Annotated in this window: 11 protein-coding genes and 2 riboswitches; of the genes, 8 read left to right on the forward strand and 3 right to left on the reverse strand. The window is 69.0% G+C overall.

The genetic code is table 11. The annotated features are described in order from the left end of the window. Positions 1–139: 139 nt before the first annotated feature. A complete protein-coding gene (locus tag EV640_RS11530) occupies positions 140–1,081 on the forward strand; it encodes an SDR family oxidoreductase (protein WP_133726490.1) in 942 nt (313 codons plus the stop codon). A 42-nt stretch (positions 1,082–1,123) separates the two neighbouring features. On the opposite strand, the gene EV640_RS11535 is transcribed toward EV640_RS11530, so the two are convergent. Next, complete coding sequence (locus EV640_RS11535; protein ID WP_051500793.1) at positions 1,124–2,404, reverse strand: MFS transporter; 1,281 nt, start codon at positions 2,402–2,404, stop codon at positions 1,124–1,126. 105 nt (positions 2,405–2,509) lie between these two features. Here EV640_RS11535 and EV640_RS11540 point away from each other — a divergent pair, with 105 nt between their 5' ends. From EV640_RS11540 to EV640_RS11550, 3 genes are all read left to right on the forward strand, one after another. Next, positions 2,510–3,850, forward strand: coding sequence for a 5-oxoprolinase subunit C family protein (locus tag EV640_RS11540; RefSeq protein WP_166645915.1), 1,341 nt, complete (start codon positions 2,510–2,512; stop codon positions 3,848–3,850). Between the two features lie 27 nt (positions 3,851–3,877). After that, entirely contained in the window at positions 3,878–4,918 is a 1,041-nt protein-coding gene (locus EV640_RS11545) for a DUF368 domain-containing protein (RefSeq protein ID WP_235180908.1), read from the forward strand. A gap of 97 nt (positions 4,919–5,015) precedes the next feature. Continuing rightward, positions 5,016–5,351 (forward strand): hypothetical protein, encoded by a 336-nt coding sequence (locus tag EV640_RS11550; RefSeq protein ID WP_133726492.1) that lies wholly within the window; start codon positions 5,016–5,018, stop codon positions 5,349–5,351. Between the two features lie 124 nt (positions 5,352–5,475). On the opposite strand, the gene EV640_RS11555 is transcribed toward EV640_RS11550, so the two are convergent. Both EV640_RS11555 and EV640_RS11560 read right to left on the reverse strand, forming a co-directional pair. Further along, positions 5,476–5,706: a hypothetical protein gene (locus EV640_RS11555; protein ID WP_036473341.1), complete on the reverse strand. Its 231-nt coding sequence runs from the start codon at positions 5,704–5,706 to the stop codon at positions 5,476–5,478. A gap of 154 nt (positions 5,707–5,860) precedes the next feature. Beyond that, complete coding sequence (locus EV640_RS11560) at positions 5,861–6,565, reverse strand: class I SAM-dependent methyltransferase (protein WP_036473343.1); 705 nt, start codon at positions 6,563–6,565, stop codon at positions 5,861–5,863. A gap of 118 nt (positions 6,566–6,683) precedes the next feature. Here EV640_RS11560 and EV640_RS11565 point away from each other — a divergent pair, with 118 nt between their 5' ends. From EV640_RS11565 to EV640_RS11580, 4 genes are all read left to right on the forward strand, one after another. Further along, the gene (locus EV640_RS11565; protein WP_133726493.1) at positions 6,684–7,394 is read left to right on the forward strand and encodes a M23 family metallopeptidase; all 711 of its coding nucleotides are present in this window, start codon (positions 6,684–6,686) and stop codon (positions 7,392–7,394) included. Between the two features lie 102 nt (positions 7,395–7,496). Then, complete coding sequence (locus EV640_RS11570; protein WP_133726494.1) at positions 7,497–8,765, forward strand: FAD-dependent oxidoreductase; 1,269 nt, start codon at positions 7,497–7,499, stop codon at positions 8,763–8,765. 66 nt (positions 8,766–8,831) lie between these two features. Further along, positions 8,832–8,962, forward strand: a riboswitch (glycine riboswitch). 1 nt (position 8,963) lies between these two features. Beyond that, a riboswitch (glycine riboswitch) is annotated at positions 8,964–9,089 on the forward strand. Positions 9,090–9,125: 36 nt separating this feature from the next. Then, the gene (gene gcvP, locus EV640_RS11575) at positions 9,126–12,089 is read left to right on the forward strand and encodes an aminomethyl-transferring glycine dehydrogenase (RefSeq protein ID WP_133726495.1); all 2,964 of its coding nucleotides are present in this window, start codon (positions 9,126–9,128) and stop codon (positions 12,087–12,089) included. Then, the gene (locus tag EV640_RS11580; protein ID WP_036473350.1) at positions 12,086–13,303 is read left to right on the forward strand and encodes a glycine cleavage system aminomethyltransferase GcvT; all 1,218 of its coding nucleotides are present in this window, start codon (positions 12,086–12,088) and stop codon (positions 13,301–13,303) included. Before gcvP ends, EV640_RS11580 begins: the two co-directional genes overlap by 4 nt. Positions 13,304–13,310: the final 7 nt, after the last annotated feature.

Raw genomic sequence — 13,310 nt, forward strand, 5'->3', positions numbered from 1 at the left:
CAGTCGACCCCGGGGTTGGCTGCGCCGGCGCAGGTCTTGAAGAGGAGCTTGATTCCCGATCGAGGTGTGGGAAACCTCATGAGCTTCAGCGTATGACGGTCCTTGCGGGTCGCCCGGGTGCAGCCATAGGGTCGAAATCATGAGCACTCATTCCACTTCCGCTTCCTTCCCCGATGCCAGCGAGCTGCAGGGCACTCAGCTGGCCTTCGACGATCCGACCACCCGCCACAGCAAGATCTCCCCGCCGAAGCAGGACCAGCCCGAGCCGGGCCTCGAGGTGGACGCAGAGCCGGTCCCGGACATCGGCCTGGAGTCCTATCGCGGACTCGGTCGGCTGCAGGGCCGCAAGGCCCTGGTGACGGGTGGTGACTCGGGCATCGGTGCGGCCACCGCCGTCGCCTTCGCCCGCGAGGGTGCCGATGTGGCCATCGCCTACCTCCCCGCTGAGGGCAAGGACGCCGAGCGCGTCATCGCCGCGATCAAGGATGCCGGGCGCAACGCGGTCGCGCTGCCCGGTGACCTGATGGACCAGACGTACCGCGAGGGCCTGGTCGACTCTGCCGCCGAGCAGCTGGGCGGACTCGACATCCTGGTCAACAACGCCGGCAAGCAGATCGTCAACGACTCCCTCGAGGAGCTGACCGACGAACAGGTCGATGAGGCCTTCCAGATCAACATCAAGTCGATGTACACGCTGAGCCGTTCGGCGCTGAAGCACATGGGCCCGGGCTCGACGATCGTGAACTCCACCTCGGTCCAGGCCTACCAGCCCAACCCGATGCTGCTGGACTACGCCGCCACCAAGGCCGCGATCAACAACTTCACCAAGGGTCTGGCCCAGCAGCTCGGCCCCCGAGGCATCCGCGTCAATGCCGTGGCCCCGGGTCCGGTCTGGACGATCATTCAGCCCACTCAGGGCCAGCCCAAGGAGAAGCTCCCGGAGTTCGGCCACGACACGCCGCTGGGCCGCCCGGGACAGCCGGTGGAGATGGCGCCGGCATTCGTCTTCCTGGCCTCGCCGGAGTCCAGCTACGTCAGCGGTGAGACCCTCAACGCCAACGGCGGCACGCCCACCCCCTGACGCCTCCGCGAAGCTCTTTCTGCAGGTGCGCTGAACCGCGGGTCAGCTGCTCGAAGAACCGGCCCCGGCGCCGTCGGCGTCCTTGCCCCGCGGACCCGAGCGGGGGATCCGGCGGGCCACACCCTGGTGGACGTCATGGCGGCCATGGACCAGCCAGTAGAGCACCAGCGAGAGCACGACGACGCCGGCGCACATCGCGTACATGAAGCGGTAGTCCGCGTAGCTGACCAGGGGGCCCAGCAGCAGCGGGGAGAACCCGAACCCGGCGTCGAGCATGATGAAGAAGGTCGAGATCCCGATGCTGGTCCGGTGCGCGGGAAGATCCGAGGCGATGATCGCCTGGAGCACCGGCAGCAGCGAGCCGAAGCCGAAGCCGGCCAGCACCCCGGCGGTGAGCAGTACCCCCTGGTTCGGCGCCCAGGCCAGCAGCCCCATGGCGATGATGTAGAAGATCACCGCCGGGTACACCGCCGCGTTGTCCCCGAAGCGGTCCTGGACCTTGCCCATGAACAGCCGCGAGGCCAGCACCGCACCGGCGTAGATCACGAAGAACAGCGAAGCGGCGTCCACCATGTCGAGGCTGCGCGCGTAGCCGTTGAGGAAGGTCATCACCGAGGCGAAGCCGATGCCCAGCAGCATCGCCACCAGGGAGATCTTGAACGCACGGGGTTCGATGATGTCTCGCGGGCGCAGGGTCAGCTTCTCGATCAGGCTGGTGCGCCAGGGCTTGTCCTCGGGAAGGCGCAGGAACAGCGCGAAGATCAGGGCGATCACCGAGACGATGGTCACCGCGAGGAACATCGCCCAGAAGTCATAGCGCTGGGTCAGCTGGATCGCGGCGAGCGGGCCGATGGCCGGTGGCAGCGAGTTCGCCAGCAGGTAGTAGCCAGCGCCTTCGCCGCGGCGCGTGCGCGGGATCATCGCGAAGACCCCGGCATTCAGCGCGGTCTGCCCGAAGCCGAAAGAGATTCCATGCACCGCGCGCAGCGCGATGAGCATCTCGTAGCTGTCCACCACGAGGTAGGCCAGACCGGCGAGTACGTAGACCACCAGACAGGCCAGCACGGTGCGGCGCCGGCCTAAGAAGTTCACGTACTTTCCGGCGAAGATCCGGGCGGCCAGCGCGCCGACCACGAAGGCGGAGGCGGCGAACCCGGCGGCGGTCTCTCCGGCGGAGAACTCCTCGGCGGCGTAGACCGCCAGACCGGTGACCAGGACGAAGAACACGATCGCGAGAAAGAGGTTGATCACGATCGCCAGCAGGAAGTCCTTGGTGAAGAGCGGCTCCTTCGGCTCAGCGGCAGTCTTCTTGGCGGCGATCACAGCCCGATTGTTTCATGGTTCGCAGGGGAAACGACCGCCGGAGCGCGTGTTCTGGCTCATGATCCAGGTCAGGGGATGACCGCCGGGGTATGGCACGCTGGGGGGATGATTCACAGCGTCCGGGAAGTAGGGCAGCGGGCCCTGCTCATCGAGGTCACCGCGGAGGGGGACCTCTCTCTTCTGATGACGCACCTGGCCGGGCAGCCCTTCTCCGGTCAGCTGGACGCGATTCCCGGGGTCCGGACGGTCCTGGTGGACTTCCGCCGACGCCGTGACGCGCAGACCGCGCTGAAGCAGGCCAAGCGGCTCAAGCTGCGTCGGCGCAGGTCTGCTGCTTCCAGCGGCTCCACCGCCAAGGAAGCTGACGGGGAGGTGCCCGAGGAGACCTTGGGCGGCGGGGGCCCGGCCGTCGAGATCCCGCAGTCCTACGCCGAAGGCCTGCAGCCCCAGGAGCGCGAGGCCGTGGTGGAGGTGCTGCCCAACGCGACCTGCGAGTCTCCGGGCCAGGTCCTGGTCCAGGACCTGGGTCGCTATGGCTTCGGCGGCCTGGGCGTCGGCCGCGCCGGACCGGCCGATTTCTCCGCCGCGCGCCAGGCGAACCGGTTGATCGGCAATGACGACTCCGCTGCGGTCCTGGAGATCTGCGGGGGAGGACTCAGCGTGCGCCTGTGCCAGACCTCGATCCTCGCCGTGACCGGGGCCGAGGTACCCCTGGAGATCCTCACGCAGGAACCCGTGCCGATCTCCCGGGGAGGCACCGAGGTGGCCCAGACCACCCAGCGCAGCCGCACAGCCCCGGGCCGCGCCCCGTTCTGGGTCTTCCCCGGCGAGGTGCTGCACCTGGGGCCGCCGCGTCGCGGGGTCTTCAGCTACCTGGGGATCTCCGGCGGCCTGGAGGCGCCGGTGGTCCTGGGCAGCTCCGCCACGGACACGGTGGCCGGGATCGGACCGGCCCCGGTGCAGGTGGGGGACCGCTTCGGGCTGGCCGGCGCGGCCTCGCGCTTCGTGGGCATCGCCTCTGTGGCGCCCACCCCGCTGCCGCTGCCGGGGGAGGCCACCGTGCTGCGCTACGTGCCCGGCCCACGGGTCGAGTACTTCGGCACCCGCCGCGCCGGGGCCGCCGGCCTGTCCCGGCTCGAGGGACAGCCCTGGGAGGTCATGACCGGGTCCAACCGGTCCAGCCTGCTGCTCGACGGCGACGATCCCCTCACGCGCACCCAGCCCGAGGCGCTGCCGGCGGAACCGCTGCTGCGCGGCGCCATCAGCATCGCCGCATCCGGCCAGCCCTCGGTGGCGCTGGCGGAACATCCGGTGACCAGTGCCGACCCGGTGCTGGGCGTCGTGGTGCGTGAGGATCTCTCGCTGGCTGCGCAGCTCTCACCCGGCGCCGAGGTGCGTTTCCAGGCGGTGGACCCCGAGACGCTGGGTGCCGTCAGCACTCGGTGAGATAATGACCGACGTCGTGGTGCCCCGGTGCGGTCATCAGACCCGCTTTCCCCTACCTTCCTGACCGAGGAGTCCATCATCCCTGCCGAGTCTTCCGCCTCCCAGACCAGCCCCCGGGGCGACGCCGCGCCTTCGGTCGCACGCGAGGACGCCGCCGGCCCGCCTCCGGCTCGTCGCACCTCCTTGCCGGGGAACCTGATCCGCGGTGCCATGATCGGCACCGTGGAGACCGTCCCCGGGGTCTCCGGAGGCACCGTCGCGCTGGTGGTCGGGATCTACCGGCAGCTCATCGACTCGGCCTCCCATGTGGTCTCCGCCGGTCGGGCGCTAATCACCGGGCCGGATCGGGGAGCCGGTTTCATGCGTCACCTTCGCCTGGTGGAGTGGAAGGTAGTCCTGCCGGTCATGGTCGGGATGATCATCGCGGTGTTCACCCTCGCCGGGCCGATGTCCGAGGCCGTGGAGGCCTACCCCGAGCTCACCCGGGCGACCTTCTTCGGGATGGTGCTCGCCTCGATCTTCGTGCCGCTGCAGATGGCCTGGTTCGACCGTTCGGGACCACTGAAGGCCTCACACCTGCTGGCCGGCATCGCCGCCGCCGGTCTGACCTTCTGGCTGGTCTCGCTGCCGCCCACCGCGGTGGAGCCCACCTGGTACGTGATCCTTCCCGCGGCCGCCATCGCCGTCTCGGCACTGCTGCTGCCGGGACTCTCCGGGTCCTTCCTGCTGCTGACCTTCGGGCTCTACGAGCCCACGCTGCGCGCCGCAGCCGATCGTGACCTCGCCTACCTGGGCATCTTCGCGCTGGGCCTCGCGCTCGGCGTGATCTCCATCGTGAAGGGCCTGAAGTGGCTGCTGGATCACCGGCACCGGATCACCATGGTGGTGCTCGCCGGGGTGATGGTCGGTGCGCTGCGCACGCTGTGGCCCTGGCAGGACGAGGGCCGCGGGCTGCTGGGCCCGGGTGAGAACCTCGGACTGGCACTGGGACTGGGTGCCGCAGGGTTCGCCGTGGTGCTGGTGCTGGTGCTGCTGGACTACCGGTTGTCCCAGCGCCAGGCGCGCTAGCGATGGCGAGCCCCGGGGCCAGGCCAGAGACGACGACGGCGGCCGGCCGCCCCGCGCGCTGCTGCTGGTCGCCGCGGCGCTGAACCTGCTGCCGGCCGTGGCCTACTTGCTGCCCGGATCCTTCATCCTCAGCCCCGAGCAGCTCAGCCTCGTGGCCGGGACCGGGTCCCTCGCCGCGGCGCTCTGCACGCTCTACGCGCTGCACCTGGCCTCGCTGCGCAGGATCCTTCGGGTGCTCCTGGGTGGGGTGGCGCTGCTGGCCGCAGTGCTCTTCATCGGCGGCGATGCACTCCTGCGCGCCATGCCCACCGAGAGCATCGGTCCTGGGCTTGTTCCGCTGATGGGGCTGCTGCTGCACCTCTCAGCGGCGGTCACACTCTTCACGCTGGGTCTGATCTACCAGACTCCGAGAACGTCTCCGCGGCGGGGCTGAGAAAGCACCGGGCCGGGGTTGAGAAGGCACCGGGCTCGGGCTGGGGCCCCTCAACCCCGCGCAGCCGACAAAAGGTGTTGGTCCCGGGCCGCGGGATCGGCGATCTTCCCCGGCGCTGTGACGATCAGGGAATCAGCTGCGCCGCGTGGATCGCGACCCCGGTGGCGCGAGACACCTGCAGCTCGGCCGTGTCACGAGCGGCCAGCGAGTCTGCGGCATCGAGGCTCGCCAGGACCACGTTCTCGCCATCCATCTCGTAGTCCGAGATCGACTCGCTGCGCTGCCCGCGGAGGTTCAGAATCTCCTGTTCATCCAGGGAGCGTTCCAGGGTCAGAGCTACGCGGTATCGAGTCAACGTGGGGCCTTTCAAAGGTGATGGGCTCGGTGCCCTGCTCTGAAAGATAGCGTGCTCAGCGGCGTCGGGACTCTCCGATTCCGAATTATGACCCGCGGCCGTGGGATGGACTCGGGTCCTGCGGGCCTGCACCGACTCTGCGCAGGTCGGGCGCTCAGGGCTTGGTCCAGATGTGCAGCAGGCAGCCATAGGACAGGCCGAGTCGATCCGGGTGGCGTCGCAGCCAATCCTCGGCGACCTCGGTGGGGAACTCCAGGTTCAGGACCCGCTCGAAGTCACTCCTGCGGTGGAACTGCCAGCGGCTCATCACCGCGGTGGTGCGCGCGCCCTGTTCCTGCCACCAGACCGAGGGATAGCTGTCCCGGCCCTGCGCGGCAGCGGGAGCGCTCGCGCGCAGCAGCGCGGCGAACTCGCCGAGCGCATGGTCGTTGTCGATCACCACCAGCTTGCCCCCGGGCCGCAGGACCCGAGCGACCTCCTTCAGCCCGGCCGCGGGGTCGAAGAACTCGGAGGGGAAGAAGTACGCGAGGCGGGCGTGGACCACGTCGACGCTGGAATCTGCCAGCGGAATATGCTCGGCCGAGCCCTGGAAGACCGCGGCGCGTCGGGTGCGGGCCCGGGCGGCCTCCAGGAGCCGGCTGTCGGGTTCGATCCCAATGGTCTTCTCCGCCTCGGAATACTTCGGCAGCCAGTAGCCCGCGCCGCAGCCCAGATCCACCAGCACCTTGTGCCGCCAGTCCGCGGCTCGTCGCAGCGCCTCCCAAAGCGTCCCCTGCGGATCGATCGCGCCGTTCTCGAGCTCATAGCCGGCCGGGTCACCGCCCTGGTTCGCTGCAGGGACGAAGTCATTGAGCGTCATGACGCGATTCTCGCAGAGTCTGGCCTCCTGACAAGGGGCGTCATCGTGGAACACGATCGAGAGATCGAGCGGGTCAGATCCTGGAGACACCAGACCCGTGCGGGTCTACGCTTGGACCATGCCGCTGCGGTCCGCGTCCTCTGCGTCGCACCCCCTGGAGCTTTCCCTGCCCTTCACCGGCAGCTGGATGGTGCAGAACAGCCCGGCCTCACACGTTCCGAGCCACGGGACCGACCTCTTCGGCATCCGCTACGCCATCGATTTCGTCGCCGTCAACGCCCGCGGTCGGTCCGCCGACTCGCGGAGCTGGCGCAGCGTCCTTGCCTCCGAGAAGCCGGAGCTGTTCTTCGGCTTCGGAAAGGCGGTGCTGGCGCCGTGTGACGGCACCGTGCGGGTGATCCACGACGGCGAGGAGGACCACTCGGCCAGACGTTCGCAGCTGAGCCTGATCCCCTACATGCTGAAGCAGCCCTCCCGGGTCCGCCAGGGACCGGCTGCGGTGGCGGGAAACCACGTGATCATCGAGGATCCGCAGAGTCAGCGCTTCATCGTACTGGTGCACCTGCGCCGCGGCTCGATCCGGGTCCACACCGGCCAGCGGCTCAGCTCTGGGGAGATCCTCGCCGAATGCGGCAACAGCGGAAACTCCACTCAGCCACATATCCATCTCCAGGCCATGGACCGCCTTGACCTTGACTCGGCCCAGGGCGTGCCGATCATGTTTCGGGACTTCCAGGAGCAGATTCACAGCGGAGAGACCGCGGTGATCTGGCACGGTGTCCCCGCAAGCTCCTCTGTGGTCCAACCGGTCCGGCCGGCTCCTGCCTGAGTGGGCCACGGATGCTGGGCCACGGATCCTGGGCCACGGATGCGGGGCCGGGACCCTGCAGGCCTGGTGCTCGGATGAGGTGACCATGGGGAGACGATACCGATGACCCAGCCACAGCGTGACTGTGTGATCGCCGGGGGAGGGCCTGCCGGGATGATGCTGGGCTACCTGCTGGCCCGCGCCGGACTGGCGGTCACCGTGGTCGAGAAGCACGCTGATTTCTTCCGTGACTTCCGCGGTGACACCGTCCACCCCTCCACGATCACGCTCCTGGCCGAGCTCGGGCTGCGCGAGAAGTTTCTGGCGCTGCCCGTCACTCAGCTCTGCACCCTTGACGCCGTCGTCGAGGGTGAGCGGATGACCCTGGTGGACTTCGGGGTGCTGCGCGCACCGGACAATTTCCTGGTCTTGGCCCCGCAGTGGGACTTCCTGGACTTCCTCGCCCAGGAAGCACGGACGCTGCCGGGCTTCGACCTGCAGATGGACACCGAAGCCATTGGTCTGCTGCGTGCGCCCCTGGACCAGGATGCGGGGCGGGAAGATGCTCAGGGAACTGACAGCGCCGGGGACGTGCTCGGTCTGCGTGTCCGTTCAGCTGGTGGTGACCAGCAGATTCATGCCCGGCTCACGGTGGCCGCAGATGGCAGAACCTCGGCGCTGCGCGAAGCTGCCGGGCTGCGAGCGGTGGAGTCCGGGGTGCCCATCGACGTGCTCTGGTTCAGCCTTCCAAAGCCCTCCGAACCGCCACCGGCGACCCTGGCCTATGTCTCCTCGGCAGGCATGGTGCTGACCATCGACCGTGGCGACACCTACCAATCCGGCCTGATCATCAAGAAGGGCGCATTCCCCGCGATGCAGCAGACCGGGATCACCGAGTTCCGCACCCGGCTTGTGGCGGCGGCTCCGGTGCTCGCCGGGGTCGCGGACACGCTCACCGAATGGGAGCAGATCAAGCTGCTCACGGTGCAGATCAATCGGCTCCTGCGCTGGCACCGGCCCGGATTCATCGCGATCGGCGACGCCGCCCATGCGATGTCCCCGATGTTCGGAGTGGGCGTGAATTACGCCATCCAGGATGCGGTCGCGCTCGCCAATGCGATCACCCCGCAGCTGCGGCAGGGCGTGGTCCCGGAGCGCACGCTGGCGGGAGTGCAGGCCCGTCGGGAGCGCCCCGTGAAGGTGATGCAGGCCATTCAGGGCCGGGGGCATCGGGTGATCGCGCGTGCCACCGTTGGGCAACGGGTGCTTTCCCTGGGCGCGGTGAGACTGCTGCGGCTGGGCTCACCTGTGCTGCGTCGGATCCTGGCCCGGGTCGTCGGGGTCGGTCTGCTTCCGGAACATGTGCGCACCCCTCCCGGCGGATCCCGATGATGGCATTCCGAAACGTGGCCGAAAACACTGCTGTGGCACAATGAGGGGAAACCGAATCATCGCCATGTCCCCTGTGTGGGAGAGTCCGGCTGGCGCCCAGAGCAGTGTTCGCACTGCAGCCCTGGGCGCGGATCCGGCGCCGAAGGAGCAATATCCTCCCCGGGAATCTCTCAGGCACTCAGTACCGTGCAGGGGTGGCAACTCTGGAAAGCAGCACGTCAGGACGATGTCCTGGCTGGCTCACCGAAGGTGCAAGCCGGTTCTGCCCCGTCTGACGGGAGCGGTGACCGGTGAATCTCTCAGGTCCATCACAGAGCGGGGGAGGAACCCGCGCCATCTCCATGCCTGGAAGGTTCCTCTATGACCGTCACATCCGTCCGTCGCAGCTCCACCCTCGCCCCCGATGCCACCGAGTTCTCCGCCCGGCACATCGGGCCTACCACCGAGACCGCAGGCACCATGCTCGACGCCCTCGGCTACGACTCGCTGACCGATCTGGTCGACGCCGCGGTGCCTGAGGCGATCCGCCAGCCCGAACTGCTGAACCTTCCCGAGGCGCTCACCGAGGCCGAGACGCTGCAGGCGCTGCGCGTCTACGCGGAGAAGAACCAGCCCCACACCCAGATGATCGGGCAGGGCTTCTACGACACCCACACCCCGCAGGTGATCCTGCGCAACGTGCTGCAGAACCCCGCCTGGTACACCGCCTACACGCCGTACCAGCCGGAGATCTCGCAGGGTCGGCTCGAGGCGCTGCTGAACTTCCAGACCATGGTCGCCGACCTCACCGGTCTGGACATCGCCAACGCCTCACTGCTGGACGAATCCTCCGCGGTGGCCGAGGCCATCCTGCTGATGCGCCGCGGCAACAAGAAGCGCGCCACCGCGAAGATCGTGCTCGACGCCGACCTCTTCCCGCAGACCCGCGCCGTGGTCGCGGGCCGCGCCGAGGCGCTGGGCATCGAGCTCCAGACCGTGGACATCGCCGCCGAAGGCCTGCCCGAGGGGGAGATCTGCGGACTGGTGCTGCAGCAGCCGGCCAACTCCGGCGCCGTCGTCGATCACCGCGCGGTCATCGCCGAGGCCAAAGAGCGCGGAGCGATGGTCACCATCGCCGCGGACCTGCTCGCGCTGACCCTGATCACCTCACCCGGCGAGCAGGGTGCCGACATCGCGGTGGGCAGCTCCCAGCGCTTCGGCGTGCCGCTGTTCTTCGGCGGCCCGCATGCGGCCTTCATGGCCGTGAAGTCCGGCCTGCAGCGTCAGCTCCCGGGCCGGCTGGTCGGGGTCTCCAAGGACGCCGAGGGCCGCCCCGCGTACCGGCTCGCCCTGCAGACCCGCGAGCAGCACATCCGCCGCGAGAAGGCCACCTCGAACATCTGCACCGCTCAGGCGCTGCTGGCCGTGGCGGCCTCGATGTACGCCGTCTACCACGGCCCCGAGGGCCTGACCCGGATCGCGAAGCGGGTCCACGGCCACGCCCGCACCCTGGCGACCGCGCTGCGCGGCGCCGGTCAGGAGCTGATCGCCGAGTCCTTCTTCGACACGGTCCAGGTCCGGCTGGACTCCCACGATCAGGCCGAGAAGGTCATCGCCGCCGCCGAAGCCGCCGGGGTCAACCTGCGCCGGGTCAGCGAGGACGTCGTGGGCATCTCCACCGACGAGACGACGACGCCGGCGCAGCTCGCCGCCGTCGCACAGGCGTTCGGCGTCAAGGATGCCCTGCCGGTCGCGGATCCGTCCGCATCCGCCGCGCAGGCAGAGCCCGCCGCCCAGGACCAGGGCTTCGCGTTCCCCGAGTCCCTGACCCGCACCTCCGAGTTCATGACCCACCCGATCTTCCACGAGATCCGTTCCGAGACGCAGATGATGCGCTACCTGCGCCGGCTCTCGGACCGGGACCTCGCCCTGGACCGGACCATGATCCCGCTGGGTTCCTGCACCATGAAGCTCAACGCCGCCACCGAGATGGAGGCCATCTCCTGGCCCGAGTTCGCCGGGATTCACCCCTATGCCCCGGCGGAGCAGACCACCGGTTGGCGCGAGATGATCGCGGACCTGGAGTCCCGGCTCGCCGAGGTCACCGGATACGCCGCGGTCTCCATCCAGCCCAACGCCGGCTCCCAGGGTGAATACGCCGGGCTGCTGGCCATCCGGCAGTACCACCTCGCCCAGGGCGACGCCGCGCGGGACATCTGCCTGATCCCGGCCTCGGCCCACGGCACCAACGCCTCCTCGGCGGTGCTCGCGGGACTTCAGGTCGTCGTGGTCGCCACCGCGGAGGACGGGACCATCGACATGGCCGATATGGAGGCCAAGATCGCCGCGCACCCGGAGCGGATCGCCGCGATCATGCTCACCTATCCCTCCACCCACGGCGTCTATGAGACCGAGGTGCGCGAGGTCTGCTCGAAGATCCACGCCACCGGCGGCCAGGTCTACATCGACGGGGCGAACCTCAACGCCCTGGTCGGGCTCGCCCAGCCCGGCGAGTTCGGCGGCGACGTCTCGCACCTGAACCTGCACAAGACCTTCTGCATCCCGCACGGCGGCGGCGGACCCGGCGTTGGCCCGGTGGCCGTGGCCGAGCACCTGAAGCCGTTCCTGCCCAGCACCTCCGTGGGTGCCTCCTGGGCCACCGGGGAGCATGAGGGAGAAGGTCGCGACGGCGCCCCGGTCACCGCCACCCCCTTCGGCTCCGCCGGTGTGCTGCCGATCTCCTGGGCGTACCTGGCCATGATGGGCTCCGAGGGCCTGACCAGCGCCACCGCCCATGCGCTGCTGAGCGCGAACTACATCGCTGCGCAGCTCAAGGAGCATTTCCCGATCCTCTACACCGGGGAGCACGGGCTGATCGCCCACGAGTGCATCCTGGATCTGCGTGAGCTCACCAAGACCTCGGGGATCACCGCCGAGGATGTCTGCAAGCGCCTGATCGACTACGGGTTCCACGCACCCACCCTGGCCTTCCCGGTGAACGGGACGCTGATGGTCGAGCCTACCGAGTCCGAGGATCTGGCCGAGATCGACCGGTTCATCGCCGCGATGATCGGAGTGCGCGCCGAGATCCAGGACATCATCGAGGAGAAGATCAGCGCGGCGGAATCCCCGCTGCGTCTGGCTCCGCACCCTGCCGCCGTCGTCGCCGGCGACACCTGGGACCGGGCCTACCCGCGTGAACAGGCGGCCTTCCCGGTGCGCAACCTGCTCCAGGACAAGTACTTCCCGCCGGTGAGCCGGATCGACGGCGCCCACGGGGACCGCAACCTGGTCTGCTCCTGCCCACCGCCGGAGGCCTTCGAGCTCGAGGAGAGCACCGCATGAGAGAGACCGCGCTGAGCGCCGCCCACGCCGAACTGGGCGCCAGCTTCACCGACTTCGGCGGCTGGAAGATGCCGCTGAAGTACAGCTCCGAACTCGAGGAGCACCACGCGGTGCGCACCACCGCCGGGCTCTTCGACCTCTCCCATATGGGAGAGATCAGGATCGTCGGCCCCGATGCTGCGACCTTCCTGAACACCGCGCTGGTCGGCAACCTCGCCGCGGTGAAGATCGGCAAGGCGAAGTACTCGCTGATCTGCCGCGAGGACGGCGGGATCCTCGATGATCTGATCGCGTACCGGATCGATGAGGACGAGTACCTGCTGGTGCCCAATGCCTCGAACCGCGAGGTGGTCGCCGCTGCACTCAGCGAGCGTGCCGCCGCGGGCCCGGCCGGCAACACCGCATCCGCCGACAGCCCCACATCCTCCGACAGCCCCACATCCTCCGACAGCGCCGCACCCGAGGGGGCCGGCTTCGACGTCGAGGTCTGGGACGAATCCGAGGGGATCAGCCTGATCGCGGTGCAGGGACCCGTCGCGCAGAAGATCATCAGCTCCGTGGTGCGCGCGAATGAGACCTTCCTGGTCGAAGAGCTGGGCTACTACGCGTTCACCACGGTGAGCATCGGCGGCGACGAGATCCTGCTGGCCCGCACCGGCTACACCGGGGAGGACGGGTTCGAGCTGTTCCTGCCCAACGACAAGGCCCACGCCCTGTGGCTGGCGCTGCTGGAGGCCGGATCGGACGACGCTCTGGTGCCCTGCGGACTGGCCTGCCGGGATTCGCTGCGCCTGGAGGCCGGCATGCCGCTCTACGGCAACGAGCTCTCCACCGAGCGGGTCAGCTTCGAGGCCGGGCTGCCGGTGGTCTCCTTCAGCAAGCAGGAGAACTTCACAGGTCGCGCCGCCCTGGAGGCGGCCAAGGCCGAGGGTCGCGGCAAGACCTCGGGTCAGCGGCTGGTCGGGCTCAAGGGTCTGGGCAAGCGGGCCGGCCGCGGCGGCTACCCGGTGCTCGCCGTCGAGGGAGCGGCAGCCGGTGAGACCGTGGGCGCGGTGACCTCCGGGCTGCCCAGCCCGACCCTGGGCTTCCCGATCGCGATGGCCTACGTCGAGGTCGAGCACACCGAGCCCGGCACCCGGCTCGATATTGATCTGCGCGGCAAGCCCCAGCCCTTCGAAGTGGTCCCGCTGCCCTTCTACCGCCGCGCCCGCTGAGCGCGAC

It is taken from the genome of Nesterenkonia aurantiaca (assembly GCF_004364585.1).
In the GTDB taxonomy this organism is placed as follows: Bacteria; Actinomycetota; Actinomycetes; order Actinomycetales; family Micrococcaceae; genus Nesterenkonia; species Nesterenkonia aurantiaca.

Coding starts and splice junctions, on each gene's coding strand:
- EV640_RS11580 (WP_036473350.1), top strand. CDS start 12,086: ATGAGAGAGACCGCGCTGAGCGCCGCCCACGCCGAACTGGGCGCCAGC.
- EV640_RS11530 (WP_133726490.1), top strand. CDS start 140: ATGAGCACTCATTCCACTTCCGCTTCCTTCCCCGATGCCAGCGAGCTG.
- EV640_RS11570 (WP_133726494.1), top strand. CDS start 7,497: ATGACCCAGCCACAGCGTGACTGTGTGATCGCCGGGGGAGGGCCTGCC.
- EV640_RS11565 (WP_133726493.1), top strand. CDS start 6,684: ATGCCGCTGCGGTCCGCGTCCTCTGCGTCGCACCCCCTGGAGCTTTCC.
- EV640_RS11540 (WP_166645915.1), top strand. CDS start 2,510: ATGATTCACAGCGTCCGGGAAGTAGGGCAGCGGGCCCTGCTCATCGAG.
- gcvP (WP_133726495.1), top strand. CDS start 9,126: ATGACCGTCACATCCGTCCGTCGCAGCTCCACCCTCGCCCCCGATGCC.
- EV640_RS11560 (WP_036473343.1), bottom strand. CDS start 6,565: ATGACGCTCAATGACTTCGTCCCTGCAGCGAACCAGGGCGGTGACCCG.